Source organism: Rossellomorea vietnamensis, assembly GCF_008180615.1.
Lineage (GTDB): Bacteria > Bacillota > Bacilli > Bacillales > Bacillaceae_B > Rossellomorea > Rossellomorea vietnamensis_D.
Map to the genome: position 1 here is coordinate 21,852 of NZ_VTEH01000010.1, position 26,371 is coordinate 48,222.

The 26,371-nt window shown below is 41.9% G+C and carries 24 protein-coding genes and 3 tRNA genes; 24 read left to right on the forward strand and 3 right to left on the reverse strand.

From position 1 onward, the window contains the following. Positions 1-135: 135 nt before the first annotated feature. The 3 genes from FZC79_RS12985 (at position 136) to FZC79_RS12995 (ending at position 2,722) form a co-directional block, all read left to right on the forward strand. Complete coding sequence (locus tag FZC79_RS12985; protein WP_148939476.1) at positions 136-897, forward strand: ParA family protein; 762 nt, start codon at positions 136-138, stop codon at positions 895-897. Next, positions 890-1,741, forward strand: a complete 852-nt coding sequence (locus FZC79_RS12990) for a ParB/RepB/Spo0J family partition protein (protein ID WP_148947211.1) — start codon at positions 890-892, stop codon at positions 1,739-1,741. The genes FZC79_RS12985 and FZC79_RS12990 overlap by 8 nt, the downstream gene beginning before the upstream one ends. 261 nt (positions 1,742-2,002) lie before the next feature. Further along, a complete protein-coding gene (locus FZC79_RS12995; protein ID WP_148947212.1) occupies positions 2,003-2,722 on the forward strand; it encodes a DUF554 domain-containing protein in 720 nt (239 codons plus the stop codon). 224 nt (positions 2,723-2,946) lie between these two features. Here the strand turns inward: FZC79_RS12995 and yyaC are convergent, their stop codons facing one another. Beyond that, entirely contained in the window at positions 2,947-3,567 is a 621-nt protein-coding gene (gene yyaC / locus FZC79_RS13000) for a spore protease YyaC (RefSeq protein ID WP_148947213.1), read from the reverse strand. Positions 3,568-3,760: 193 nt separating this feature from the next. Between yyaC and FZC79_RS13005 the strand changes: the two genes are divergently transcribed. The 12 genes from FZC79_RS13005 (at position 3,761) to dnaB (ending at position 14,147) form a co-directional block, all read left to right on the forward strand. Beyond that, positions 3,761-4,708, forward strand: coding sequence for a mechanosensitive ion channel family protein (locus tag FZC79_RS13005; protein ID WP_148947214.1), 948 nt, complete (start codon positions 3,761-3,763; stop codon positions 4,706-4,708). A 12-nt stretch (positions 4,709-4,720) separates the two neighbouring features. Further along, entirely contained in the window at positions 4,721-4,924 is a 204-nt protein-coding gene (locus FZC79_RS13010; RefSeq protein WP_148939471.1) for a DUF951 domain-containing protein, read from the forward strand. A 290-nt stretch (positions 4,925-5,214) separates the two neighbouring features. Next, on the forward strand, positions 5,215-6,315 hold the full coding sequence (ychF, locus tag FZC79_RS13015) for a redox-regulated ATPase YchF (protein WP_148947215.1): 1,101 nt from the start codon (positions 5,215-5,217) through the stop codon (positions 6,313-6,315). 163 nt (positions 6,316-6,478) lie between these two features. Beyond that, positions 6,479-6,817: a PadR family transcriptional regulator gene (locus FZC79_RS13020; RefSeq protein ID WP_148947216.1), complete on the forward strand. Its 339-nt coding sequence runs from the start codon at positions 6,479-6,481 to the stop codon at positions 6,815-6,817. Then, the gene (locus FZC79_RS13025) at positions 6,807-7,451 is read left to right on the forward strand and encodes a DUF1129 family protein (RefSeq protein ID WP_148947217.1); all 645 of its coding nucleotides are present in this window, start codon (positions 6,807-6,809) and stop codon (positions 7,449-7,451) included. The genes FZC79_RS13020 and FZC79_RS13025 overlap by 11 nt, the downstream gene beginning before the upstream one ends. Positions 7,452-7,617: 166 nt before the next feature. Beyond that, complete coding sequence (rpsF, locus tag FZC79_RS13030; protein WP_148939467.1) at positions 7,618-7,905, forward strand: 30S ribosomal protein S6; 288 nt, start codon at positions 7,618-7,620, stop codon at positions 7,903-7,905. A gap of 77 nt (positions 7,906-7,982) precedes the next feature. Continuing rightward, complete coding sequence (gene ssb / locus FZC79_RS13035; RefSeq protein ID WP_148947218.1) at positions 7,983-8,525, forward strand: single-stranded DNA-binding protein; 543 nt, start codon at positions 7,983-7,985, stop codon at positions 8,523-8,525. 49 nt (positions 8,526-8,574) lie between these two features. After that, positions 8,575-8,808: a 30S ribosomal protein S18 gene (rpsR, locus tag FZC79_RS13040; protein ID WP_113927344.1), complete on the forward strand. Its 234-nt coding sequence runs from the start codon at positions 8,575-8,577 to the stop codon at positions 8,806-8,808. Between the two features lie 458 nt (positions 8,809-9,266). Beyond that, positions 9,267-10,202, forward strand: a complete 936-nt coding sequence (locus FZC79_RS13045) for a YybS family protein (protein ID WP_187442771.1) — start codon at positions 9,267-9,269, stop codon at positions 10,200-10,202. 31 nt (positions 10,203-10,233) lie between these two features. Beyond that, positions 10,234-12,207: a DHH family phosphoesterase gene (locus tag FZC79_RS13050; protein WP_148947220.1), complete on the forward strand. Its 1,974-nt coding sequence runs from the start codon at positions 10,234-10,236 to the stop codon at positions 12,205-12,207. Beyond that, complete coding sequence (gene rplI, locus FZC79_RS13055; RefSeq protein ID WP_148947221.1) at positions 12,204-12,653, forward strand: 50S ribosomal protein L9; 450 nt, start codon at positions 12,204-12,206, stop codon at positions 12,651-12,653. Before FZC79_RS13050 ends, rplI begins: the two co-directional genes overlap by 4 nt. 129 nt (positions 12,654-12,782) lie before the next feature. Then, positions 12,783-14,147 carry a replicative DNA helicase gene (dnaB, locus tag FZC79_RS13060; protein WP_148939462.1) on the forward strand — a complete coding sequence of 455 codons (1,365 nt, stop codon included), beginning with the start codon at positions 12,783-12,785 and terminating at the stop codon, positions 14,145-14,147. A 116-nt stretch (positions 14,148-14,263) separates the two neighbouring features. On the opposite strand, the gene FZC79_RS13065 is transcribed toward dnaB, so the two are convergent. After that, entirely contained in the window at positions 14,264-14,623 is a 360-nt protein-coding gene (locus FZC79_RS13065) for a DUF3888 domain-containing protein (RefSeq protein WP_148947222.1), read from the reverse strand. Between the two features lie 476 nt (positions 14,624-15,099). Here FZC79_RS13065 and FZC79_RS13070 point away from each other — a divergent pair, with 476 nt between their 5' ends. Continuing rightward, positions 15,100-16,389: an adenylosuccinate synthase gene (locus FZC79_RS13070; RefSeq protein ID WP_148947223.1), complete on the forward strand. Its 1,290-nt coding sequence runs from the start codon at positions 15,100-15,102 to the stop codon at positions 16,387-16,389. Between the two features lie 60 nt (positions 16,390-16,449). Here the strand turns inward: FZC79_RS13070 and FZC79_RS13075 are convergent, their stop codons facing one another. Next, on the reverse strand, positions 16,450-17,514 hold the full coding sequence (locus FZC79_RS13075; RefSeq protein WP_148947224.1) for a potassium channel protein: 1,065 nt from the start codon (positions 17,512-17,514) through the stop codon (positions 16,450-16,452). Positions 17,515-18,746: 1,232 nt separating this feature from the next. On the opposite strand from FZC79_RS13075, the gene FZC79_RS13080 reads away from it, so the two are divergent. From FZC79_RS13080 to FZC79_RS13115, 8 genes are all read left to right on the forward strand, one after another. Next, positions 18,747-18,821 (forward strand) — tRNA-Glu (locus FZC79_RS13080). A gap of 5 nt (positions 18,822-18,826) precedes the next feature. Beyond that, positions 18,827-18,903, forward strand: a tRNA-Asp gene (locus FZC79_RS13085). 315 nt (positions 18,904-19,218) lie between these two features. Further along, positions 19,219-19,291 (forward strand) — tRNA-Phe (locus FZC79_RS13090). 417 nt (positions 19,292-19,708) lie between these two features. Beyond that, the gene (locus FZC79_RS13095) at positions 19,709-21,157 is read left to right on the forward strand and encodes a peptidoglycan DD-metalloendopeptidase family protein (RefSeq protein WP_148947225.1); all 1,449 of its coding nucleotides are present in this window, start codon (positions 19,709-19,711) and stop codon (positions 21,155-21,157) included. Positions 21,158-21,723: 566 nt separating this feature from the next. Further along, complete coding sequence (yycF, locus tag FZC79_RS13100; protein WP_148947226.1) at positions 21,724-22,434, forward strand: response regulator YycF; 711 nt, start codon at positions 21,724-21,726, stop codon at positions 22,432-22,434. Positions 22,435-22,438: 4 nt separating this feature from the next. Beyond that, complete coding sequence (gene walK / locus FZC79_RS13105; protein WP_148947227.1) at positions 22,439-24,259, forward strand: cell wall metabolism sensor histidine kinase WalK; 1,821 nt, start codon at positions 22,439-22,441, stop codon at positions 24,257-24,259. Beyond that, the gene (locus FZC79_RS13110; protein ID WP_148947228.1) at positions 24,256-25,575 is read left to right on the forward strand and encodes a YycH family regulatory protein; all 1,320 of its coding nucleotides are present in this window, start codon (positions 24,256-24,258) and stop codon (positions 25,573-25,575) included. Before walK ends, FZC79_RS13110 begins: the two co-directional genes overlap by 4 nt. Then, entirely contained in the window at positions 25,562-26,371 is an 810-nt protein-coding gene (locus tag FZC79_RS13115; RefSeq protein WP_187442772.1) for a two-component system regulatory protein YycI, read from the forward strand. Before FZC79_RS13110 ends, FZC79_RS13115 begins: the two co-directional genes overlap by 14 nt.

Here is a 26,371-nt window from a genome sequence, read left to right on the forward strand (position 1 = left end):
AGCCATTCAATATAAATTGGAAATAGAATTTTTTTGAAATGAAAGACAAACTATTCCGGAATTTTGATAGAATAGAAGGTAGACGATAAATTTTTCAGGAAATTGAATTGGAAGTTTAAAGGGCAGGTGAAAACCTTGGGCAGAATAATAGCCATAACCAACCAGAAGGGCGGAGTGGGAAAGACCACAACATCCGTCAATTTGGGGGCGTGTTTAGCATACATAGGAAAGAAAGTACTTCTAGTTGACATTGATCCGCAAGGAAATGCCACAAGCGGTGTGGGCATTGAAAAAGGGGATGTCCAGGAATGTATATATGATGTGTTAGTAGATGATGCAGAGGTCAAAGATTTGGTGAAGCCGACTAAAGTGGAACGGCTATTTGCAGTACCCGCCACCATCTCGCTCGCAGGAGCGGAAATTGAACTTGTTCCAACGATATCCAGGGAGGTCCGCTTAAAGAGGGCTCTTGAAAAGGTTAAAGATGACTATGATTATATTATCATCGATTGTCCTCCCTCTCTTGGCTTGTTGACGATCAATGCGTTAACCGCATCTGATGCCGTCATCATCCCTGTGCAATGTGAATATTACGCACTCGAGGGGCTGAGCCAGCTGTTGAGCACCGTCCGGCTGGTGCAAAAGCATCTTAATCATGACCTGGCGATCGATGGAGTCCTGCTGACCATGCTGGACGCTCGTACAAACCTGGGAATTCAGGTCATTGAAGAAGTGAAGAAATATTTTCAAGATAAAGTTTACCGGACCATTGTTCCTAGAAACATTCGATTAAGCGAAGCTCCAAGCCATGGAGAACCAATTATTATCTACGATAGCAAATCCAGGGGTGCAGAGGTTTATCTAGATCTAGCAAAGGAAGTGGCTGCGAATGGCTAAAGGACTAGGTAAAGGAATAAACGCTTTATTCGCCAATGTGGATGCTGAGAAAGAAGAGTCAGTTCAGGAAATCAGCCTGAAAGAATTAAGGCCTAACCCTTATCAGCCGCGTAAAGTATTTGAACCTGAAGCAATCGAGGAATTGAAGGAATCCATCCTGGAGCACGGGATTCTACAGCCGATCATTGCCAGGAAAAGCATCAAGGGCTTTGAAATAGTCGTTGGTGAGAGAAGATATAGAGCGGCTAAAGAAGCAAAGCTTGATAAAGTTCCCGTCGTTGTCAGGGAACTGACAGATAAACAAATGATGGAGCTCGCGGTATTAGAAAACCTGCAGCGTGAGGACCTCTCGCCGATTGAAGAAGGCAATGCGTATCAACTTCTGATGGACAAGCTGGACCTCACACAGGAACAGCTGGCGAAAAGGCTCGGGAAAAGCAGGCCCCATATTGCCAACCATATCCGTCTCCTTTCTCTGCCTGTGCAGATTCAGCAGCTGATCATCGATAATAAAATTACGATGGGACATGGCCGCGCTCTGCTTGGCTTAAGAAAGAAAGAGAAATTGCAGCAGGTTGTCGATAAAATCATCAAAGAATCTTTGAATGTAAGACAACTGGAGAAACTGATTCATGAGTTTAATGAAAATGTTTCACGTGAAACAAAGAAGCCGGAAAAGAAAGATGTTTTCATTAAAGAACAGGAAACAATTTTAAGAGAAAGATTCGGTACCAATGTTTCCATCAAGCAATCCAAGAAAAAAGGCAAAATCGAATTCGAATTCTTCTCCAAAGAAGATCTGGATCGAATTCTGGAAATGCTGGGCCACTTGGAAGATAAATAATAGGTGCTTATTGAACTGACCATTTTAAATGTGTTGGTTCTTTTTTTGTGCCGCCTTTTATCTTAAGGATGGACAGCCAGATGGATCTGCTGATTCTCACTTAAGGCATAGCTTTGAAAATGGTTGTACCCAACAAACGGAAAACAGTCTTTTTTTAGGTTCCGTCTTTTATCCTAAATGTAAAAAAATTGTAGGCAATCACGGTGAAAAGTGCTATTTTAGTAGAAAGAATTTCGATAATCGAAAAAGGAGAACGTCTTTATGGTGCTTTTAGGAACGATCGTTAATGGAGTGTGCATCATTATTGGCACTCTGCTTGGCAAGCTGCTTCACCGTATTCCGGAGAATATGAAAGGTACAGTGATGTATGCAATAGGGTTGGCTGTTATGGTTTTAGGATTACAGATGGGAATGAAAAGTGATAATTTCCTCATTGTCATTATCAGCCTTGTCCTCGGTGCGGTCATTGGTGAATGGATAGGCCTTGATGATAAGCTTAATGCTTTAGGATGCTGGCTGGAAAAAAGGCTGGGAACGGCAAATAGTGAAACGAGCATCTCGCAGGGTTTTGTGACAGCAACTTTGATTTTTGTCATTGGTGCAATGGCTGTAATTGGAGCACTGGACAGCGGTATCCGAGGGGCTCATGATGTTCTCTATACAAAGGCAATCATCGATGGATTTACTTCCCTCATCCTGACTACAACGTTGGGAATCGGTGTTATGTTTTCCGCGGTTCCGGTGGTCCTTTATCAGGGAACGATTGCTTTGTTCGCTACACAAATTGACCGCTTCGTCCCTCAAGCGGTTATGGATTCTTTTATCGTGGAAATGACTTCTGCCGGGGGTATCATGATATTTGCGATCGGCCTTAACCTCATCGGCCTCACAAAAATCAGGGTAGCGAACCTTCTTCCCGGCATCCTTGTGGTTGCAGCAGTTGTCTCCTTAATGTACGGATATCAGCAATTTATTTTGTAATGGCTCTTTTCGTATACTTTGTTGCTATTTGATACTAATTCCGAAAAAATAATCTTGTTAAGAGAGGTAAGAACTCTGGTAACACCGAAAAGAAAAGAGCTGCTCTCCCTCGATAAGAGATAAAACTCTAGTATCCGGGGATATCCGAAAGCAACAATATATGCGAAAACATCCTTTATAATAAAAAAACACACTAAGCTTGGCTGCCATGTGTGTTTTTTCTATTATAGCAATTGCTGTTTTTCTTCATTAAGGTTCACCTTGAAGAATGACTCTTTTCGTGGTCTTGCCTTGCTTGCCAGATAGATTCCTTCTGAAATGATTCTGGCCATTTTCAGAACAAGATTCAAGCGGGTATTCTGCAAAACAAAGAATTCCATAAAGCCGCTGACATTTACAATTCCGGTGATATGCATATCACCGACATCCGGAAGTTCCTTATTTACACCCGCACCAGGCTTTACAGGTCCGTCGCCAAGCTGGATTGCCCCGACGCTCTTGAGTCTTCCAAGACAGGCATCGATGCCGATGATGAAAGGATTCAGATGACTTTTTCTGATTTCCTCCAGCTTTTCTTCCAGGTTGACGGCATGAATGGGATCATCCAGTGTACCGTAAATATGAAGACCGTCCGTTACTTTTTCTTCTAAAAAGGTGCCGACGAGTGGTCCTAAGGAATCGCCTGTTGAGCGATCTGTTCCGATACAAACGATTACTACGGGTCTCATGGTTGTCGGAAGCATGGTGAGCAGTTCCGCAGAGATTGAGGCGGCTGCTTTTTCATCATCATGCAGCACTCGGTATGGCTCTGCTTTCCGCTCAAAAAAACCCTTTTTCAGATTCATTCCCTCCACTCCTTTGTGGGTAGTATTAACAGTATACGGAAAAAAAGGCTTATCTATACATAGTATTATGTATTTGTCACAAACTAAGACCTTTTAAACAATTTTCGGATAGTTTGCTTGCCGCTATCCAAATACGGATAAAATTGATACAATGAGATATATTTTCTGAGAGCTTTATAGGAGTGGATTTCTTATGAGTCAAACAAATAATAATGAGGCTGAAAATCCGTTAGAGGAATCTGCTGATCAGGCTAAACAAGTAACACAAGAATTCTGGGATAAGTTAATTAGTGATGACTTATGGATTGAGATTGGTTTAGCTTCAGTAAAAATAATTTTAATTTTATTATTAACTGCTGTTGTCCTTAAAGTCGGTAGAACAGTTATTAGAAATATATTCAGGGTGCGTTCACGGTCTCCTTTTAAAATAACGGAGAGACGAGAAGCTACCTTAAGTAAACTATTGGAAAATGTCTTGACCTATGTTGTGTATTTCATATCAATCACGATGGTTTTAACCAACTTGGGAGTTGAGATTGGAGCTCTCTTAGCCGGTGCGGGAATTGTCGGTTTAGCTGTTGGTTTCGGGGCTCAGAACCTTGTGAGAGATATTATCACCGGCTTCTTCATCATCTTTGAAGACCAGTTCTCCGTAGGGGACTTCATCCGTGTCGGGGCACTGGAAGGAAATGTGGAAGAAATCGGTCTGAGAACAACGAAAATTAAAAACTGGACTGGTGAGCTTCATATCATACCAAATGGAAATATCGCCGAGGTCACCAACTTTTCTATCCATAATAGTATCGCTGTAGTGGATGTCAGCATCGCTTATGAAGAGAACATCGAAGAAGCAGAAAGAGTCATCAGTGAACTTCTGCAGACAATGCCTCAAAAATACGAAGAACTGGTCACACCTCCGGATCTGCTGGGTGTCCAGACACTGGGAGCTTCCGATGTTGTCATGAGGATTGTAGCGGAATGTACCCCAATGCAGCACTGGGCAATGGCGCGAAATATCCGAAAAGATGTTAAACTTGTATTGGATAAACATGGAATAGAAATTCCATTCCCTCGAATGGTTATGTATAACAGACAAGAAGAGAGTATAGAAAATTCCGTAAGACAGCTTGATAGTGAGTAGGGAGGAAAAGGTATGGAGCCAAAAAGCTTTCAATTGAACGATGTCGTGGAAATGAAAAAGCCGCACCCATGTGGAGTCAACCGCTGGAAAGTCATCAGAATGGGCATGGATATCCGTATCAAATGCCAGGGATGTGACCACAGTATCATGCTTCCTAGAAAAGAGTTTTCGAAAAAGATGAAGAAGGTATTGGAGTCTGCGGGAGAAGAGAATTAAGCAGGAGAGGGATTATCCGTTCAGGGGTACTCCCTCTCTTTTTCTGTTAAAACCAATCCTCGATTAGAAGAGTTCTATTACTCTCTAAAATATTCTAAGTTACCAAACTGGCTTGCTCTCCGGCTATTTCCCAGGCAACTTCCTTCCAGCTCTATCCGATCATTCCACCCTCCCCTTGTGTTTCTATCACTTAAAACCTATAATTAGAAAAGGTTTGAATAATTTTAGACATTGACTGCCGGTTCATCAGGCAGAATAAATATAGATCCATTTAATGAGGAGTGACCAAAATGGCTTTAACAGCTGGAATTGTTGGTTTGCCGAATGTCGGGAAATCAACTTTATTTAATGCAATCACAAAAGCAGGCGCAGAGTCTGCCAACTATCCGTTCTGTACAATTGACCCGAACGTCGGAATCGTAGAGGTTCCTGATTACCGCCTTGATAAATTGACTGAGCTTGTTGAACCGAAGAAGACTGTTCCGACAGCTTTCGAATTCACTGATATTGCCGGGATTGTGAAAGGTGCCAGCAAAGGTGAAGGACTTGGAAATAAGTTTCTTTCTCATATCCGCCAAGTGGATGCGATCTGCCAGGTTGTCCGCTGCTTTGCGGATGATAATATCACCCACGTTTCCGGGAAAGTAAATCCGCTGGATGATATTGAAGTAATTAATCTTGAATTGATTCTGGCAGACCTAGAGTCTGTTGACAAACGAATTGCCCGTGTACAAAAATTGGCCAAGCAAAAAGACAAAGAGGCTGCTTATGAGCATGAGATTCTTGTGAAATTGAAAGAGGCATTTGAAGAAGGCAGATCTGCTCGTACGGTTGAATTCTCAGAGGAGCAGATGAAAGTAGTAAAAGGCCTGCATCTTCTGACGATCAAGCCTGTCCTCTATGTTGCCAATGTTAGCGAAGATGACATTGTAGACCCATCTGATAATGAATATGTTCAGCAGGTCCGTGAGTTCGCGAAAGGTGACAACGCTGAAGTGATCGTTGTTTGTGCGAAGATTGAATCAGAAATTGCTGAGCTTGATGATGAAGAGAAAGCCATGTTCCTTGAAGAGCTTGGTATCGAAGAGTCTGGTCTGGACCAGCTGATCCGTGCTGCTTATGACCTTCTTGGGCTTGCCACCTACTTCACTGCCGGTGTTCAAGAAGTCCGCGCGTGGACGTTCCGACAAGGCATGAAAGCTCCTGAATGTGCCGGGATCATCCATACTGACTTCGAAAAAGGCTTCATCCGTGCGGAAACCGTATCATACGACGACCTGGTTGCAAATGAAACCATGGGAGCTGCACGTGAAGCAGGAAAAGTAAGACTTGAAGGAAAAGAATATATAGTAAAAGATGGAGATGTCATCCACTTCCGTTTTAACGTCTAAATAAAATATAGCTGTTCAAAGTCCTTATAATGGGTACTTTGAACAGCTTTTTTCTTATTGACAATACTGGAATATTTCCCGTAAGATAAAGCTATCTTGTAAAACAAGATAGCTTTTTTTTGATTCACTACCTTGTAAAACAAGTTAGAGAGGATGCAAACACGTGTCATTAAAAAGTCAGATGTTAAAAGGCATCTTAGAAGGATGTATCCTTGCCATCATCCATGAAAGTCCCACCTATGGATATGAACTTTATGTGAAACTATCCCAGAGAGGCATGGATGCTGTTAGCGAAGGTTCGATCTACCCTGTTTTATTGCGTCTCCAAAAAGAAGGGTTAATTCAGGGAAAGATGAAAAAATCAGACAGCGGGCCAAACCGGAAATATTATACCCTTACCGGTGCAGGTGAGAGTGCACTTGGACAATTTCGGGGTGAGTGGAAAAAATTAAGTACTTCAGTTGATTCAATTTTTAAAGGAGGGAAAACGTGTGACAGCTAAGGAAATGATCGAGCTCAATAATGAAAGAAGAGAAAAACTGAATGAAGCAAACAAGAAGTACTATGAAGATATGCTTCTTTACATTCGAATGAGTAATGTAGCGGAGCAAGATGGTGAAGAACTTCTTCTCGAAATTCTTGAGCACCTTCTGGAAGCGCAGGAAAATGGCCAGAGTGCTGAGGAAGTGTTTGGAAATCAGCCAAAGAAGTATTGTGATGAGCTGTTGAAAGATTTGCCAAAAGAGCCTGTAGCAAATAAATTATGGATGTATTTCTATATAACTGTCTCAGGGATGGCGTGGTATTTCTTGGTTCACGGAGTATTTGCCCTCTTCGTGCCGCCTGAAAAAGGACTCCCTCTTACTCCGATTCTTGTCTCGATTGTATTCTTTGGAGCTGTGGTTCTGTTACTGTTAAAACTTATGAAGTGGACAACATATAAAAAGAGAGCAAATCTGTGGCTCCTGTCTATGGGTGCACTTATATTTATGGGCTGGACGGGACTTCTTATCTATCTGGAACTCCAAGATGCCTTTCAATATGAACTGGCATGGCCGATGTATACATCACTGGCAGTTGCAATAATTCTATTCAGTCTGTCCTGGATATTACGCCATAGAGTCATTAAGTTTTAGAAAAAGCTGTTTCTATAACTCAGTAGAGAAAGAATGTTAATGTATTTCGCGTGCTATTGCATTAACCTGTCCACTATGATATAATTCTAACTTGTGAGTAATATTATATTGCTCCTTGCTCTTCTGCCGAGAAGAGCCGCATAGACCACAAGGAGGTGACTACAAGATGAGAAAGTACGAAGTTATGTACATTATCCGTCCAAACGTAGATGATGAAACTAAAAAATCTGTTGTTGATCGTTTCGATAATATCCTAACAACAAATGGCGCGGAGATCATCGAGTCGAAAGAGTGGGGTAAACGTCGTTTAGCTTATGAAATCAACGACTTCCGTGATGGATACTACCAATTGGTAAAAATCCAGTCTAACACAGAAGCAGTTTCTGAGTTCGATCGTTTAGCTAAGATCTCTGACGATATCATCCGTCATATCGTAATCAAAGAAGAAGAATAATCCAAACGTTTTCTGAAAACGAATGCTTCTGACTTGTTTCACGTGAAACAATTGTTAGAAGGAAGGGGTTGATTCTGATGATGAACCGAGTAATATTAGTGGGTCGGCTAACCAAGGATCCAGAACTGAAATATACTCCTAACGGGGTGCCCGTGGCTACATTTACACTAGCTGTTAATCGTACTTTTACGAATCAGCAGGGTGAACGTGAAGCGGACTTTATTAATTGCGTTGTATGGCGTCGTCCAGCCGAAAACGTGGCAAACTTCTTGAAAAAAGGAAGCCTTGCCGGTGTTGACGGCCGAATCCAAACTCGTAATTTCGAGGGACAGGATGGCAAGCGTGTCTTCATGACTGAAGTCGTTGCTGAATCGGTTCAATTCCTAGAGCCTAAGAACTCAAGCCAAGGCGGCGGTTCCGGCTATCAAGGTGAACGAGGCGGCAGCAATTATGGCGGCGGTCAGAAACAGCAGCAGGACTATTCATATGGTCAAGATCAGAATCAGCGCAATAATAACAACAGCAATAACAACAACCAGAACTATACGCGTGTGGATAATGACCCATTCGCAAATGACGGTCAGCCGATCGACATTTCGGATGACGATCTTCCATTCTAAATTTCAATATATGAAGCAATGAAAATAATAAGCAAGGAGGCGATTTGTAATGGCAATGCGCAGAGGCGGAAAAAGACGTCGTAAAGTGTGTTACTTCACTTCAAACGGAATTACACACATCGACTATAAAGATGTAGATCTTTTGAAAAAATTTATCTCTGAGCGCGGAAAAATCCTTCCACGTCGTGTGACAGGAACTAGCGCTAAATATCAACGCAGACTTACTCGTGCAATTAAACGCTCACGTACTATGGCTTTACTTCCATACGTTGTAGGTGAATAATTGAAACCAAAGGAACAGCAGGATTACTTCTGCTGTTCCTTTTTTATCTTCTTAAAAAGGCTCTTTTCGTAAACTTTATATAAACCCTAATTGAGCTGAAATAACCTGATAAGCAAAATGGGCAGCTCTCCCTGTTTAACTAGGAAAACTCCGCACTTGGAATTTTTTCGAAAGCAGCATTTTATGAGAAAACAGCCTCATAAATTAAATCCAAAGTGGTTTTCTCAAGGTTTGTAAGCAATAGTTATTAGCTATACTGATGAGAAGGCAATTGCGCGGACAGCATTTGAGAAAGCCGCTTTACATACTGTGAATTGAAACTGAGTTCGTTTAGAAGCAATGAATTGAAACTGTAAGCAAATACCTATAAAATTAGTGGTGTTTGCTTCGTGCAAAAAAAGAAAGTTAATCTGAGCAGCGGCGCTTCTGCTTTAGATTCATAAATGTGGGGTGTCCAAGTGAAAAATGCCCGTACGCTTACGGAAGGAGCATTGCTGCTCGCCATCTATACGGTTCTATTGCTGATAACAGCCTATGTTCCTGTCCTCAGCATCATTTCAATATTTTTCTTAGTACTGCCATTTATTATTTATAGTGAAAAGCATGGGATCAAGCCGGCACTGATTATGCTTGCAGCTGCTGTCTTTATTTCTTTACTGGCAGGAGCATTCTTAATCACCCTTCCTTTAACGCTTTCCTTTGGAACAGTAGGGATTATTATCGGTTGGATGCTGAAAAACAAAAAATCCAAAATGTTGATTTATCTTGTATCCAGCTTTGTCTTTTTGGTCAGTAGCGTGATTGAATATATTGTATCCATATTATTGCTGGATATGAACCTGATCCAAGAGTTCATTGCTTGGTTTGAAAAAGTTTTAATTAATGCCATTCAGCGGGCGGAAGAGATGGGTCAGCCGCTTCCTTCGGGGAATATGGAAGATATTCGTTCATCAATGGAACTGTTTGAGATCTTGCTTCCGTCCTTCTTTTTGACTTCTTCTCTGGGTGTGATGCTCATTATCATAAGCGTGAATTTCCCCCTGTTAAGAAGAATCGGAATTCACTCAGCCAAATTCCCGCCATTCAGAAATTGGAAGCTAGCGCAAAGCATAGTATGGTATTATTTAATTACATTGATTCTGATGATTATTGCAAGACCCGAAATGGGTACATATCTTCACGTGGTGGTTTTCAACCTTTTTTATGTACTGCAGCTGTTATTGGTTGTGCAGGGTCTTTCGTTCATTTATTTCTTTGCCCACTTAAAGAATTGGCCAAAGGGACTAGTGATTTTAATTACAGTTTTAGCCTTTCCGCTTTATGAGTTTGTAAGGATTTTAGGTATAATTGATTTAGGATTTGATCTTAGACAGCGCCTTCAACGTAAGTCATAAGGTTAGTATTCTTATTTGAGGAGCTGAAATCATGCCATCTAACTATAAAAAACGATTGGTCAGGTATCCACTGTATGGGCTGGCAGCCATTTCGGTCTTGGTCCTGGCAGCAGTGGCCTTCTATAACTGGTGGATTGCCCTTGCCGGGTTTTTCCTGCTGGCCGCCGTATTTTATATTGCGTTTTATTATGAAAAGAAAACTTATCAATCAACAGAAGAATATATTTCTACCCTCTCCTACCGTTTAAAAAGAGTGGGTGAAGAGGCTTTAATGGAAATGCCGATTGGAATCATGCTCATTAATGATGATTACTATATTGAGTGGACGAATCCATTCATGGCATCCTGTTTCAATGAAGATACATTGGTGGGACGTTCGCTTTACGATGTCGCCGATTCAGTGGTGCCATTGATCAAGCAGGAAGTGGATACGGAAGTCGTGACGTTGAATGAACGGAAATTCCGCGTTATTTTAAAACTCGAGGAAAGGCTCCTCTATTTCTTTGATGTAACAGAACAAACGGAAATCGAGAAGCAGTATGAAGAAGAGCGAACAGCCATTGCTATCATATTCCTGGATAATTATGATGAACTTACCCAAGGAATGGATGATCAGACGCGAAGCAGTTTAAACAGCATGGTCACCTCCATTTTAAATAAGTGGGCCAAGGATTCCGGTGTGCTCTTGAAGCGGATTTCCTCAGAGCGGTTTATAGCCGTTTTTAACGAGAAGATTCTTCAGCAATTAGAGAAAGATAAGTTCTCGATTCTTGATGATGTCAGAGATACAACCTCCAAGCAGAATGTTCCGCTTACTCTGAGCCTTGGTGTCGGAACCGGAGTCTCGACCCTTCCTGAACTTGGAACTCTTGCTCAGTCCAGCCTTGATCTTGCTCTTGGGCGGGGTGGTGACCAAGTGGCCATCAAGCAGCCTAATGGGAAAGTGAAATTCTATGGAGGAAAGACAAATCCGATGGAAAAACGGACCCGGGTCCGTGCCCGCGTGATTTCCCACGCTTTGAAGGAACTGATGGTGGAAAGCGACAAAGTCATCGTCATGGGCCACAGGATGCCTGATATGGATGCGATAGGAGCTGCCATCGGAGTCCGTAAAGTGGCGCAGATGAACCAGAAAGAAGGATATGTGGTTGTTAATTTTAATGAGATTGACAATGGTGTAAAACGATTGATGAACGAAATCAAATCGAACCCTGACCTGCATTCCAAGTTCATCTCTCCTGAAGCTGCCTTGGACCTTATGACTGACGATACACTCCTTGTGGTGGTGGATACCCATAAACCATCCCTTGTTATTGAGGAAAGGCTTTTGCAGAGGGCTGAACGAGTTGTTATCATTGACCATCATCGCCGTGGTGAAGATTTTATTAAGAATCCTCTGCTTGTTTATATGGAACCGTATGCTTCCTCTACAGCAGAGCTTGTAACGGAGCTGCTGGAATATCAGCCGAAGCATGAGAAAATATCTATGATGGAAGCCACAGCTCTGTTGGCCGGCATCATAGTCGATACAAAAAGCTTCACCCTGAGAACAGGGTCCAGGACGTTCGATGCGGCCTCTTATCTCCGGGGGCAGGGCGCAGATACCGTCCTGGTCCAGAAGTTCCTGAAAGAAGACGTGGAAACGTATATCAAGCGTTCGCGATTGATTGAAACGGTTGACTTCTATTACGATGGAGTGGCAATTGCGAAGGGTGAAGAGGATATCATCTATGATCCTGTTCTGATTGCCCAAGCTGCAGATACACTTCTGACCATGGATGGCGTCGTAGCTTCTTTTGTTCTTTCAAAAAGAACGGATGACCTTGTTGGAATCAGTGCCCGCTCTCTTGGTGAAGTGAACGTTCAAATTATTATGGAAAGCCTCCAAGGCGGAGGACATTTAACCAATGCGGCTACTCAAATTCCCGGCGTTACGGTGGGGGAAGCCGAACGCAGCCTGAAAGAGGCGTTGGATGAATACTTTGAAGGGGGAAAAGAATCATGAAAGTAATTTTTCTTAAAGATGTTAAAGGAAAAGGTAAAAAAGGTGAAGTGAAGAATGTGGCAGATGGATATGCACACAACTTCCTTATCAAGCAAGGACTTGCTGTAGAAGCAACAAACTCCAGTGTGAGCCAGTTGGAGGGCCAGAAAAATAAAGAAAAGAAACAAGCCCAGGAAGAGCTGGAAGATGCAAAGAAGTTGAAAGTAACTTTGGAAGAACTCACTGTGGAAATGACAGCCAAATCCGGTGAAGGCGGCCGTCTCTTCGGCTCAATCACAAGCAAACAGATTGCGGACCAGCTGAAAAAAACGCATAAAATAAAAGTGGACAAACGCAAAATCGAAATGAACGATGCCATCCGTTCATTGGGCTTTACCAATGTACCCGTTAAGCTTCATCAAGATGTAACCGCCACTTTGAAAGTGCATGTTACTGAAGAAAACTAATATTGGAAATCGATTTTACCGAAAAACGTGTTAAAATAGAATAGACTTATATAAATGTGATCTGGTAGGTTATGCCGATCACATTTTTTCTATTGAAAAAAATCCTTCTCTCTGGAGGTTTTACACTATATGAACGAAATAATGTCCAATCATGTACCACCACAAAATATAGAAGCTGAGCAGGCAGTCCTTGGGGCGATTTTCCTGGAACCCAGCACTCTGACCCAGGCATCTGAATCGCTTATCCCTGAGGATTTCTACCGCAGTTCGCATCAGAAGATATTCAACGTGATGCTGAACCTTAGTGATAAGGGGAAAGCTGTCGATCTGATCACAGTTACGGAAGAACTTTCTGCCATGAAAGAACTCGAGGATGTTGGCGGGGTATCTTATTTGAGTGAATTGGCCGGCTCCGTTCCTACTGCTGCCAATATCGAATACTATGCCAAGATCGTTGAAGAAAAGTCATTGCTCAGAAGGCTCATCCGGACGGCAACGACCATCGCGCAGGATGGCTACTCCCGTGAGGACGAAGTCGATGCCCTTCTAAGTGAAGCTGAAAAAAATATCATGGAAGTCGCACAGCGGAAGAATGCCGGAGCGTTCCATGATATCAAGGATGTACTAGTAAAGGCCTACGACAACATCGAACTCCTTCATAATCGTACTGAAGATGTAACGGGCATCCCAACCGGCTTCGCCGACCTTGATGAAATGACGGCAGGTTTCCAGCGAAATGACCTGATCATTGTTGCAGCACGTCCTTCCGTTGGTAAAACAGCCTTCGCTCTTAATATAGCGCAGAATGTAGCCGTGAAAACGGATGAAAATGTCGCGATCTTCAGTTTGGAAATGGGTGCCGAGCAGCTTGTGATGCGTATGCTATGTGCAGAGGGCAATATCAATGCCCAGAACCTTCGTACAGGATCGCTGACAGATGAAGATTGGCGCAAACTGACGATGGCGATGGGAAGCCTTTCGAATGCCGGGATTTACATTGATGACACCCCTGGTATCAAAATCGGTGAAATCCGATCAAAATGCCGCCGCCTTAAGCAGGAACAGGGCCTTGGGATGGTCCTGATCGATTACTTGCAGCTGATCCAGGGAAGCGGACGTTCCGGCGAAAACCGCCAGCAGGAAGTATCGGAAATTTCCCGTGAGCTGAAAGGGCTGGCACGTGAGCTTGAAGTTCCCGTCATTGCCTTGTCCCAGCTTTCCCGTGGAGTAGAGCAGCGTCAAGATAAGCGTCCCATGATGTCGGATATCCGTGAATCCGGAAGTATCGAGCAGGATGCCGATATCGTGGCCTTCTTATACCGTGATGACTACTATGACAAAGAATCAGAGAATAAGAACATCATAGAAATCATTATCGCCAAGCAGCGTAACGGCCCGGTCGGTACCGTATCTCTTGCCTTTGTGAAAGAATATAATAAATTCGTCAACCTGGAAAGAAGGTATGATGACGCAGGTGTTCCGCCTGGTGCATAAAGAGTCGAGGGATTCTCCCTTGGCTCTTTTTTATATGGAAATAAAAGCGGTAAGCTAGCTGGTTTCAACCTTTATTAAAAGTTACCTCAAGAGACAAGAGAAGAGTTGGAAGATGTTCACCTATATTTTTGATGCTTATAACTTGTAACATTCACACCGGAAGGCATAACCTCCAAAGTTAATGTATCGGCTCCTATATAATTATGTGCTTCCTCAAATGGATACACCTTTAAAACTATATTAAAACCAAAGGTTCTTCCATTGTGCGTTCTCTCAATACTTAAGATTTCTATATCGTAAAGAGCGTATTGAGTTAGCTCCCCGTATTGCCCTGTCACAGCATTGCCAATATGCGGAGACAATGTAGTGAGAAATGCATCAGTTATTATAGTTTGATTATTTTCCGCTTGTGATTGGATCGGTGTAAGGATTAGTACAAAAATAAGGGCCAGCGACATAACAATTAACTTCTTCATACAGGAATCCCCCTTCTGCTTTTTCTACCTAATATGACTGGATTCACTGGTTACTATACATACTTTTTAGGGTTTAAATCATATCAACAAAGAAGGGTTAGATGTAGATGGTTACATGTCACCTCAAGAGAGAGAAACGTTTTAGATTGTCCTTCATGAGCATCCCGAGAAACACAAGAAAAGGTAAAAACGAGATCAGGTGTCCTTCGTGAACAAACCGAGAGACACCAAGAGAGAAAAGAAACTTTAAACTTCAAACCAAGATCATTTAAACTAAAAAATCCAAATAGGACTAATAGATTTCCTTGTATCTTCGCAAACTAAATAAGTGAAATTAGAATAAATAATTTTTACGAACAAATAAAATAATAAATATAAATAACGTTCGTGTTTTCATTGACTAGACCTTCTTTTACCTGATAAAATAAGGTTGTTTGATATGAGAACGATAATTAACCCTAGCGGAGGTGCCATTTATGTCTTCAGTAGTAGTTGTAGGAACACAGTGGGGAGACGAAGGAAAAGGAAAGATTACCGACTTCCTTTCAGAAAATGCTGAGGTAATTGCACGTTATCAAGGCGGAAATAACGCAGGCCATACAATTAAATTTGATGGCGAGACTTATAAACTACATCTTATTCCATCAGGAATCTTCTATAAAGAGAAAACATCAGTGATCGGCAACGGAATGGTCGTTGATCCAAAGGCGCTTGTAAAAGAGCTGAAGTATCTTCATGACCGCGGCGTTACAACGGAAAATTTACGCATCAGCAACCGGGCGCATGTCATTCTTCCTTATCACTTAAAATTGGATGAAGTGGAAGAAGAGCGAAAAGGTGCTAATAAAATTGGAACTACGAAAAAAGGAATCGGCCCGGCATACATGGATAAAGCTGCCCGCAGCGGAATCAGAATCGCTGATTTGCTTGATTATGAATCTTTCAAGGAAAAGCTGACACGCAATCTTGAAGAGAAGAACCGTTTGTTAGAGCGTTTTTATGAAACCGAAGGATTTACAATTGAAGAAATCCTGGATGAATACTATGAATATGGACAGCAGGTTAAAAAATATGTTTGTGATACATCTGTTGTTTTGAATGATGCCCTTGATGAAGGCCGCCGTGTCCTGTTTGAAGGTGCACAAGGAGTTATGCTTGATATTGATCAAGGTACATATCCATATGTTACATCCTCCAACCCTGTTGCAGGGGGAGTGACAATAGGTTCAGGAGTGGGCCCGACGAAAATCTCTCATGTTGTGGGTGTATCCAAGGCTTATACGACTCGTGTTGGGGACGGTCCTTTCCCGACTGAATTGAAGAATGAAATCGGAGATCAAATCCGTGAAGTCGGCCGGGAATATGGAACAACAACAGGACGTCCGCGCCGTGTCGGCTGGTTCGACAGTGTCGTGGTTAGGCATGCGCGCCGAGTAAGCGGAATGACCGATCTATCGCTTAACTCAATTGATGTCCTTACGGGAATCGAGAATTTGAAGATCTGTACGGCCTATAAATATAAGGGTGAGGTTATCAATGAGTTTCCTGCTAACCTGAACATCCTTGCTGAGTGTGAACCTGTGTATGAAGAGCTTCCAGGATGGACGGAAGATATCACAGGCTGTAAAACATTAAGCGACCTGCCTGCGAACGCACGCCACTATCTTGAGCGTGTTTCCCAGCTGACAGGCATCCCTTTGTCCATTTTCTCTGTAGGGCCAGACCGCTCTCAAACCAATGTAGTGAGAAGCGTTTGGGCTAAATGATGATACAAAAAAGCTTGAGGACTAAGCCCTCAAGCTTTTTGCTATTTTGAACAGGAGCATCTATGTGGCGGCTCCTGCATGTAAGGTTTGATACACCCGGTCATCACAGATTATGTAGAGCACATCCTCTTTTCGAAGCTTCTTCTCCGCTGCATTGCTGAAATCCATGTCTTCGTTAACAGCGATTAAGACCGCTCCACTTTCAAACAGGGCATGCGAGGCATCCTTATATGTATGCCAATCTTTTAACGGAACTAGTTCATGAATATTTTTCCCGAACTTTTTGCTCAAAAGCTGCCTGAACAAGCCAGTGGTTCCCGGCTGCAGAGTCGCCTTTGCCATCAGGAGCGAGACAGAATCATTCGAAAGGATAAAATCATCTACATCAATATGGTTAAACAGAGGAATGTTCTTCTCTTCCATCACTTCTACAACTGAATGGATATTTGCGTTGTTCTTTTTTGATAAAGCTTCTACAGCAGAGGCAATCAATAGAGACTTCCCATCGGCCAGAACAGGTTTTGAGATACTTAAGTCCGAAAATATAGCCACCCGGTCTGCTTCCAGAATATTTGCCTTCATCAGTACTTCTTCATCTGAAGCATCTCCACTTATAAAGTGCACAAGGTCATGAGTAAATGGGGCGTTGTCCAACTGCTCGATCAACACAATATGCTTATCGCCCTTATGAGCAAGCACTTCCTTAATGGCCCGTTCCGTCCTCGAAGACCAGCCGATATATATAAAATGCTCTTTATTTTTAAACAAAAGCTTTCCCTCCCTTTTTAACGTGTTATAGGTAGCGAGAACATCCATGATTTTACTGATCAAAAGCCCGATGATGCCTATACCAAATATGAATAGAAAAACACCGAGGAGCCTTCCGGGCACCGTCGTAGGATAGTAATCACCATATCCGACGGTAGTCAATGTGGTCATCGTCCACCAGAATCCCTCAAAAAGAGTGGGAAAGTTTTCGGGTTCGATATAATGAATAGAAACTGTCCCAAACAGAACTATAGCAAGTGAAAGAAAAAGGATAACACTAAAGTCCATCTTGGACACTTTCTTCCACAGCCTTATGAAAATGGTCACACCATTGCACCTCCTGTTGTTTTCTTCCATATTAACATGAAATGATATATGGTCCCTCAGATTTTGGGCTTTAATTTATTTCGTGACCAACGAATTGATGTGACGGGATCTGTTTGGCTCCTCTTTATCAGACACCCCTTCTGGATACATATCTTAGATGAAAACCTTCCACTCATGTATCCACGCTGGACTTCTGGATACATATCTTAGATAAAAACCTTTCACTCATGTATCTACGCAGCGCTTCTGGATACATATCTTTGACGAAAACCTKCCACTCATGTATCCATGCAGGGCTTCTGGATACATATCTTAGATGAAAACCTTCCACTCATGTACCCACGCTGGACTTCTGGATACATATCTTAGATAAAAACCTTTCACTCATGTATCCACGCAGCGCATCTGTATACATATCTAAGATGGAAACCTTCCACTCATGTACCCACACAGCACTTCTGGATACATATCTTAAGTAGAAACCTTTCACTCATGTACCCACACTGCGCATCTGGATACATATCTTAGATGGGCACCTTCCACTCATGTACCCACGCTGTGCATCTAGATACATATCTTAGATGGTAACCTTCCACTCATGTATCCACGCAGCGCAACTGGATACATATCTTAGATGAAAACCTTCCGCTCATGTACCCACGCAGGACTTCTGGATACATATCTTAGATAAAAACCTTTCACTCATGTATCTACGCAGCGCTTCTAGATACATATCTTAGACGAAAACCTTCCACTCATGTATCCACACAGCACTTCTGGATACATATCTTAAGTAGAAACCTTTCACTCATGTACCCACACTGCGCATCTGGATACATATCTTAGATGAAAACCTTCCACTCATGTATCCACGCTGGACTTCTGGATACATATCTTAGAGGAAAACCTTCCACTCATGTACCCACGCAGAGCTTCTGGATACATATCTTTGACGAAAATCCTTCACTCATGTATCCACGCAGAGCTTCTGGATACATATCTTAGATGAAAACTTTCCGCTCATGTACCCACGCAGGACTTCTGGATACATATCTTAAGTAGAAACCTTCCACTCATGTATCCACTCTTTCGTAAAAATTGAACTCATATTTAAAGCCTCCATGCCTGTAATACGATGTATATAATGAGCCACAACACAGCAATTCAGACACAATAAAATTAATTTCGACATTATTTTCAAAAAGTTATTGCCTAGAATCTATTTTATGTGGTACTATTATCTTCGTTGCTCCAAACAAAACGGCCCATTGGTCAAGCGGTTAAGACACCGCCCTTTCACGGCGGTAACACGGGTTCGAATCCCGTATGGGTCACCAAAATTGGTCCGGTAGTTCAGTTGGTTAGAATGCCTGCCTGTCACGCAGGAGGTCGCGGGTTCGAGTCCCGTCCGGACCGCCATTTACATACTAAAAAATTGATTAATTTAATCTTAGTTCAAACTAAGAGGGTTTCGATAAACGAGAAGGTCAAGGAAGTGACTGAGCGAATACCGGAGCGCACTGAGAGGTGCGTGAGGATATGAGCGATGGAACTGACGAAGAGATTCGAAGTTTAGCGGAAGCCGAAACAATTATGGCTCAGTAGCTCAGTTGGTAGAGCACGTCCGAATAAGCTTCATAGAATAAACTTCAGCGTACAGCTCGAGCTGCACTTTGAATAAGCTTCCTTAGAGCTGGACGATCAATTAACATCTTAATTTTCCTATATTAATATGGCTCAGTAGCTCAGTTGGTAGAGCAATGGACTGAAAATCCATGTGTCGGCGGTTCGATTCCGTCCTGAGCCATCCTCTAAAAAGCATTGCGACGACTTGACTCTCGCGATGCTTTTTTATTTTTCGAAAATGACAATCAACCAGGCAAATGTTCCTTAGAGAAAAAAGGTGGGCTTTCCTTTTATTCTCTAAGGGTTATTTGACCCTGGGCCTGACCAAGGCGCTTCCGCTTTTATTTCAACGTGCCAATCTTCCCCTTCGTTAATACCTACCTTCTCCTTCCTTGAACCTCCTAGATATTTCATAAGAAAGGCATAATTTGTAACTTATTATACAATTATGTTACATTATGAAAACGTTTCTCTCTTGCTGCCAGAATTATGGTAGATTATAAAAGTACCATTTTAAACTAAACTAATTTTTTAGGTATAAGAGACTAATGTTCATATTGCTTCTGGTTTCTTTGTCTTTAGCTAGGAGGAAAGACCGATGATTTGGAGAAATTCCGTTCATTCATCTAAAGAAGAAAGTCCAAATAAATTAATACATAAATCTGTTAAACTGCTAAAAAGAGCGGCAATGACAACAATAGCTTTGTCTGCCCTTACCTTTGGTTCTGCTGCTGCAAATGACAATGCAGAGCTTAAAACGATTTATCACGTATATATGGAGACAGAATATGTCGGCTCAGTAACGGATAAATCAGCTGTCGAGAAGGCGATTGCTAGCAAGCTTGATGCAGAAGAAGAAAAGTATGATTCTATTGAATTGCAAATTGATCAAGAGATTTCTTATATTCCAGAACAAGTATTCAGGGCATCAGCCGATAATGAAAAGGTGATTGAACACCTGACTCAGGCTGTTAAAGCAGAAGCGAAGGCTGTTTCCATCTCATTCGGCGATAAGCCGGCGGTTCTTGTAAAAGACAGGCAAGAAGCAGAACTGGCTCTGAAAAAGCTGAAACTTAAATTCGTGTCGGAAGAAGAATTAAAAGAGATGGAAGAAGGTACACCTGATTCTAAAGAAGATTCGAAATTGATTTCAATTAAGTTATCAGAAGAAGAGAATCTTGAAGAAACCAAGGCTGCACCTGAAGAAATCATGAATGCTGACAAAGCGGTTGAGTTTCTTTTGAAAGGCACTATAGAAGAAAAAAAATACAAAGTTCAAGAAGGGGATGTATTGGGAAGTATTGCCCAAAAGCATGACCTGACTTCTGGAAAACTGCTGGAGTTAAACCCTGAATTGAATGAAGATAGTGTCATTCAGATTGGCCATGAAGTCAATGTAACGGTATTCAAGCCGCTTGTCGATGTAACAGTTGAAAAAGAACAATCTTCAGTTGAGACAGTTCCTTATGAAAAAGAAGTAATTGAAGACAATACATTGAACAAAGGCGATATTAAAGTGAAACAGGAAGGACAAGATGGCGAAAAAGCCATTACCTACCTTATAACAGAAAAAAATGGTGTTGGGGTTAACCGTACAGTCACAGAAGAAACAGTGACGAAAGAGCCTGTTAAGTATATTGTAATCAAAGGAACCAAAGTTACTCCTTCCCGGGGCTCAGGAAGTTTCTCATGGCCTACAAACGGCGGATATGTATCTTCCAAAGTTGGTCAGCGATGGGGAAAAATGCACAAAGGGATTGATATTGCCCGTCCCAATAACTTGACGATCAAATCGATTGATAACGGGACAGTTGTTTCAGCTGGATGGGATTCCGGCGGATATGGAAACAAAGTGGTTATCGACCATAATAACGGCTACCGATCCGTTTATGCACATTTAAGCAGTATCAGTGTATCAGCTGGACAAACCGTTTCAGCCGGTTCTGCTATTGGAAATATGGGAAAAACAGGTCAATCAACAGGAGTTCACCTGCACTTGGAAGTATATAAGAATGGTGGAATGGTTGATCCTTTAAGCCTCTTTTAATAAATGAACGATGTATCTTGGAATCCAATGCCTCTGGCCGTTTCGGCTCGGAGGCTTTTCTTTATAAAAAGCTGTTTTCTCATAGTTTGTTGCTTTCGGATAAATTCCAGGAGCCGGATTTTCCCCAGATACTAAGGAATTTCTCTCTAATCGGGTAAAAAGCTCTTTTTTTCATGATTACCAGGTTATCAAGGTGGGTTAAGATTAGTTTTTTTGAATTAGTTTCAAATAGCAACAAAGTTTACAAAACAGCCTTATAAAAAACTATCCTTGGTGAAATTTGGTTTCAGGCATCGCGCTTATCCACCTATTTTGAGTCTTTACCATTTATTTTTACTGATTTATATTACCCGGGAGATAAAAGCTTCAAACCTGTGAGAGTTAATAGATTACAATATGGAGACAAACCCTTCTAATTCCAGATAAAAGATGAATTAAAAGCGATTAAATGATAAATTAGAATCAACCCTGCGTTCATAAGCGTGCAGGTTTGTACCATAATACTAACTAGTAGAGAAACATTCACTGAAATAAAAGTCAATTTGAGATAAAGGAGATTAGGGACTATGGATAAGAAGATACTTGTTGTAGATGATGAGAAACCGATTGCGGATATACTGCAGTTCAACTTAAAGAAAGAGGGCTATGAAGTCCACTGCGCATATGATGGCGATGAAGCAGTCAAAATGGCGGAAGAAATCAAACCTGATCTTGTGCTGCTTGATATCATGCTTCCTAACCGCGATGGAATGGAAGTCTGCCGTGAAATCAGGAAAAAATATGAAATGCCGATTATCATGCTGACTGCTAAAGATTCTGAAATTGACAAGGTCCTTGGTCTGGAGTTAGGTGCTGATGACTATGTCACCAAACCATTCAGTACGAGGGAACTGATTGCCCGTGTTAAAGCAAACATGAGAAGGCATCAGCATGGGGCTGCCCAGCAGGCGGATGAAGCAGGATCAAATGAAATTGCTGTTGGTTCTCTTGTCATTCACCCTGATGCGTATATCGTCTCTAAAAGAGGAGATACAATCGAACTTACTCACCGTGAATTTGAGCTGCTTCATTACCTGGCCAAGCATATCGGTCAAGTTATGACTCGTGAGCACCTCCTGCAAACTGTATGGGGCTATGACTATTATGGAGATGTCAGGACTGTGGATGTAACGGTAAGACGTCTGCGTGAGAAAATTGAGGACAATCCCAGCCATCCTAATTGGATCGTTACCAGAAGAGGAGTCGGCTATTATTTACGCAACCCAGAACAGGAGTAATTAAATGAAGAAAGTAGGCATTACCCGTTCCATACACTTGAAGTTCGTCTTGATTTATGTCCTGCTTATCCTTCTGGCCATGCAAATCATTGGAGTATACTTTGTCCGTGAGCTGGAGGATAAGCTGATCACCAATTTTACAAGCAATATTAAAGAGAATGTCCGCTTTTTACAATATAATATCGGCGAAGAAATGCTCAAGGAAAGGACAGAGGATGATCCCCAACTTGAGGAAGATATTGAGCGGATCCTTGATGATTTTAAAGGGTCCGATGTTTCTGAGGTTACAGTCATTGACAGCAAGTCCCGCATCCTCGGTTCTGCCAGGGATGATAACCTCGATACAGTCGGACAGCGTACCACTAATACCATGGTGAAGAGGGTTTTAGCGACTGGAAAAGAAATTGACGAAGCTTTCCTTAACCAAAACGGAAACCGGATATGGGTGTACACCTCTCCGATCACCATTGGTAATGAAGAAATCGGGGCTGTTTATCTTATAGCCAAAATTGAAAACGTCTATCAGCAGCTGGAAGAAATTAATGAAATTTTTTCCACAGGCACGGCCATTGCTCTTGTAATTACTGCTATCCTGGGTGTTCTTCTGGGTCAGACGGTTACGAGGCCGATTTCCGATATGAGGAAACAAGCTCTTGCGATGGCAAAAGGAAACTTCTCGAGAAAAGTAAAGGTATATGGATATGATGAGATTGGCCAGCTGGCCATCACATTTAATAATTTGACGAAGAGGCTTCAAGAAGCTCCAGCAACGACTGAAGGGGAAAGAAGAAAGCTCTCTTCTGTCCTTTCTTATATGACGGATGGTGTTATAGCAACCGACCGTAAAGGCAGAGTCATCTTGATCAATGATCCTGCAGCCAAGATGCTGAATGTTTCACGTGAAACAGTCCTGTCACAGCCTCTGGTATCTCTATTAGGGCTTGATGAAGAGTATACATTTGAAGACCTATCAAATGAGCAAGATTCCATTATCCTGGATTATAGTACGAAAGAACAGCCTTATATATTAAGAGCTAATTTCTCGGTTATCCAAAAAGAAACGGGCTTTGTTAACGGAATTATAACCGTCCTTCATGATATTACGGAGCAGGAAAAGATTGATATGGAACGAAGGGACTTTGTATCCAATGTTTCTCATGAATTAAGGACACCTTTAACGACTATGAGGAGTTACTTGGAAGCATTAGCAGAGGGAGCTTGGCAGGATGAAGAAATCGCTCCGCGGTTCCTTAGTGTTACTCAAGATGAGACAGAGCGGATGATCCGCCTGGTAAATGATCTTCTTCAGCTTTCCAAAATGGACAGTAAAGATTACCGTTTTAATAAGGAATGGATTGAATTCGTAGGCTTCTTCCATCAAATCATCGACCGATTTGAAATGTCTAAAAATCAAAATGTTGATTTTAAAAGACAGCTCCCTGAGAATGCCTTATTTGTAGATATTGATAAGGATAAATTGACCCAGGTTCTTGATAATATTATTTCCAATGCGTTGAAATATTCCCCTGAAGGCGGTTTGATTACATTCAGTGTCACAGAGAAAGAGGAACATATCTTAATCAGTGTATCTGACCAGGGATTGGGTATTCCACAGGATAATTTAACAAAAATCTTTGAACGTTTTTATAGAGTCGATAAAGCCCGATCAAGACAAATGGGAGGCACCGGGCTGGGTCTTGCCATTGCAAAAGAGATGATTTCAGCTCACGGCGGAACTATATGGGCTGAAAGTAAGGAAGGAAAAGGAACAACCATTTCATTTACTCTTCCTTATGACAGTACACAAGAGGATGAGTGGCTATGAAGTATGAACAAATCAAATCCATCACACTGACCTTGCTTGTGGTCTCCAGTATCTTTTTGACCTGGAATTTATGGACGTATCAGCCAAGTCTGGAGCCAATTGATGAGAGCACTATTACGGAGGATATCGTAATCAGTGATCAAAAGGAGCTTAGGGAAATTATCCTGCCTCTTAAACTTCTTTATCATCGTGGAACTGACACCTATGGAACACAGAGGCAATTCGAGATGGAAAAGATGATAAATCAAATGGCTTCGTGGGATGTTTATGGGTTGACCAATATATCAGGAACGCTGACAAATGCAGAATTTTTTGAGCTTGTCCATGGTGAAGACCGGGTGGAAATTATCTTCCCCGATCTCATTTCTTTTGAGCTGTTTAATCCTATTATAAGATTCCGGGATAATCAGCTGCCGGCTGATACATTTGACCGGATCATTGTGAAAACAAGAGAAGATTCAGCGGAGTATGGGACGGTATACTTTGTCTCTTATAGCACTCAAAAAGTCTATGAAAGCCGGATAAATACTGCAGCTTTACAAGATTTCGAGAAGGAGTTTGCTGCTAAATCCATTAAGCATCCTGAATACTTTGGATTTGATGCTTCGGATACCCGCAGAGTCTATCTCCCTGAAAACTCAATGGACTTGAACAGCTATCAGTATGTTGCCGAACAAGATTCTCTTAATCAATATGTTGATGCTCTATTCAGCAAGCCCTCACTGGTCAGTCATGAATTCACTAATACAGGAGAGGAATTCAATGATGAGACCAGCCTGATGAGGGTTAATGTTCACAATAAAACTTTCTCGTTTGTGAATATTGAAGAAGAAGCAGAAGGCGAGACGAGTGTAACGAATCTCGTAATGCAGACAAGCGACTTCATTAATGACCATGGCGGCTGGCCGGCAGATTACTCTTATCGCTATTTCTCTGCGAGTAAGCCGCAGCGAAAGGTTCAATATCGGATGTTCATGCATGATCTCCCAGTGTTCAATGAAAGCGGTATGTCAGAATACTCGGTTGTGCTCGGTAAGGTGAATATTTATAAATATTACAGGCCTTATACGAGTTTGGATGGTACTTCTTCTGAAACCAGAAGCGTCACGCTCCCCTCCGGAAGGAAAGTGCTGGAACATCTGCTGGCAGACAATATCAATCCTGAGCAGATTGAAGATATCGTTCAAGGATTCAAACTGGCAAACGATGTCTCAAACCTCGTCGTTCTAGAACCGGCCTGGTATTATAAATATGCCGGCTCGTGGATCAGGGTTCAGACTGAAGATGTTGGGAGGGTTCCGATTGGATTGGAGTAAAACAAAAACGATTTTTATCATTGTATTTCTAATCCTGGATATTTTCCTGTTAACACTCTTCATAAACAAGTATAATGAAAGCCAGTACGATTTTCTTGGAGAGACAAAGTTTGAGGATCAGCTTCAAGTGGATAATATCAAGTATGAACAGCCTCTTTCAAAAGAACCGGAGAAACAGCCTTATATAAATGCCATTACAAAGGCGTTTACTGCTGAAGATATTAAGGATCTTAAGAATCAATCTGTCGAAATTATTGATTCCACCACAATTTCTTCAACCTTTGAAGATACAGAATACGTTTTAAGCGAAAAGTTTAAACCGGAGGAGCTTACTGATTTCATTAACAAAAATGTCCTGAACGGCGATGCCTATTCATTTTGGGATATAGATGAAGAACAGCAGAGAATCCTTTATTATCAGAATTACAAGGGAAAGCCCATATTTAAAAATATCAATGGTGAGCTTGCGATCTACTTTAATGAAGATCGCAAAATTGTCTCCTATACTCAAACCTTGATGACAGACTTTGAAGAGTTTACCGAAAAAAAATCTGTCATTTCGCCGATTCAAGCGGTGGAGACCCTGTATGACAAAGATAAGCTGCTTCCTGACAGTTCAATCAGGACACCGGAAATCGGTTTCTATACTCTTGTACCGGAGGCAGAGCGGCAAGTTTTAAGTCCCGCCTGGCATTTTACCGTGACAAGAGATGGGGAAACAGAGCATCATTTCGTGAATGCCTTTGAGGGCAATATTATCGAGTTCACCAATACAGAAAAAGAAATACTGGAGTGA

What these genes read in the sequence shown, in the direction of transcription:
- FZC79_RS13075 (WP_148947224.1), bottom strand. Translation starts at nt 17,514, where the DNA reads ATGGAAGAAAACAACAGGAGGTGCAATGGTGTGACCATTTTCATAAGG.
- FZC79_RS13070 (WP_148947223.1), top strand. Translation starts at nt 15,100, where the DNA reads ATGTCTTCAGTAGTAGTTGTAGGAACACAGTGGGGAGACGAAGGAAAA.
- FZC79_RS13065 (WP_148947222.1), bottom strand. Translation starts at nt 14,623, where the DNA reads ATGAAGAAGTTAATTGTTATGTCGCTGGCCCTTATTTTTGTACTAATC.
- ychF (WP_148947215.1), top strand. Translation starts at nt 5,215, where the DNA reads ATGGCTTTAACAGCTGGAATTGTTGGTTTGCCGAATGTCGGGAAATCA.
- FZC79_RS13010 (WP_148939471.1), top strand. Translation starts at nt 4,721, where the DNA reads ATGGAGCCAAAAAGCTTTCAATTGAACGATGTCGTGGAAATGAAAAAG.
- FZC79_RS13005 (WP_148947214.1), top strand. Translation starts at nt 3,761, where the DNA reads ATGAGTCAAACAAATAATAATGAGGCTGAAAATCCGTTAGAGGAATCT.
- yycF (WP_148947226.1), top strand. Translation starts at nt 21,724, where the DNA reads ATGGATAAGAAGATACTTGTTGTAGATGATGAGAAACCGATTGCGGAT.
- FZC79_RS12995 (WP_148947212.1), top strand. Translation starts at nt 2,003, where the DNA reads ATGGTGCTTTTAGGAACGATCGTTAATGGAGTGTGCATCATTATTGGC.
- yyaC (WP_148947213.1), bottom strand. Translation starts at nt 3,567, where the DNA reads ATGAATCTGAAAAAGGGTTTTTTTGAGCGGAAAGCAGAGCCATACCGA.
- FZC79_RS13110 (WP_148947228.1), top strand. Translation starts at nt 24,256, where the DNA reads ATGAAGTATGAACAAATCAAATCCATCACACTGACCTTGCTTGTGGTC.
- rplI (WP_148947221.1), top strand. Translation starts at nt 12,204, where the DNA reads ATGAAAGTAATTTTTCTTAAAGATGTTAAAGGAAAAGGTAAAAAAGGT.
- FZC79_RS13095 (WP_148947225.1), top strand. Translation starts at nt 19,709, where the DNA reads ATGATTTGGAGAAATTCCGTTCATTCATCTAAAGAAGAAAGTCCAAAT.
- dnaB (WP_148939462.1), top strand. Translation starts at nt 12,783, where the DNA reads ATGAACGAAATAATGTCCAATCATGTACCACCACAAAATATAGAAGCT.
- rpsF (WP_148939467.1), top strand. Translation starts at nt 7,618, where the DNA reads ATGAGAAAGTACGAAGTTATGTACATTATCCGTCCAAACGTAGATGAT.
- ssb (WP_148947218.1), top strand. Translation starts at nt 7,983, where the DNA reads ATGATGAACCGAGTAATATTAGTGGGTCGGCTAACCAAGGATCCAGAA.
- rpsR (WP_113927344.1), top strand. Translation starts at nt 8,575, where the DNA reads ATGGCAATGCGCAGAGGCGGAAAAAGACGTCGTAAAGTGTGTTACTTC.
- FZC79_RS13050 (WP_148947220.1), top strand. Translation starts at nt 10,234, where the DNA reads ATGCCATCTAACTATAAAAAACGATTGGTCAGGTATCCACTGTATGGG.
- walK (WP_148947227.1), top strand. Translation starts at nt 22,439, where the DNA reads ATGAAGAAAGTAGGCATTACCCGTTCCATACACTTGAAGTTCGTCTTG.
- FZC79_RS12990 (WP_148947211.1), top strand. Translation starts at nt 890, where the DNA reads ATGGCTAAAGGACTAGGTAAAGGAATAAACGCTTTATTCGCCAATGTG.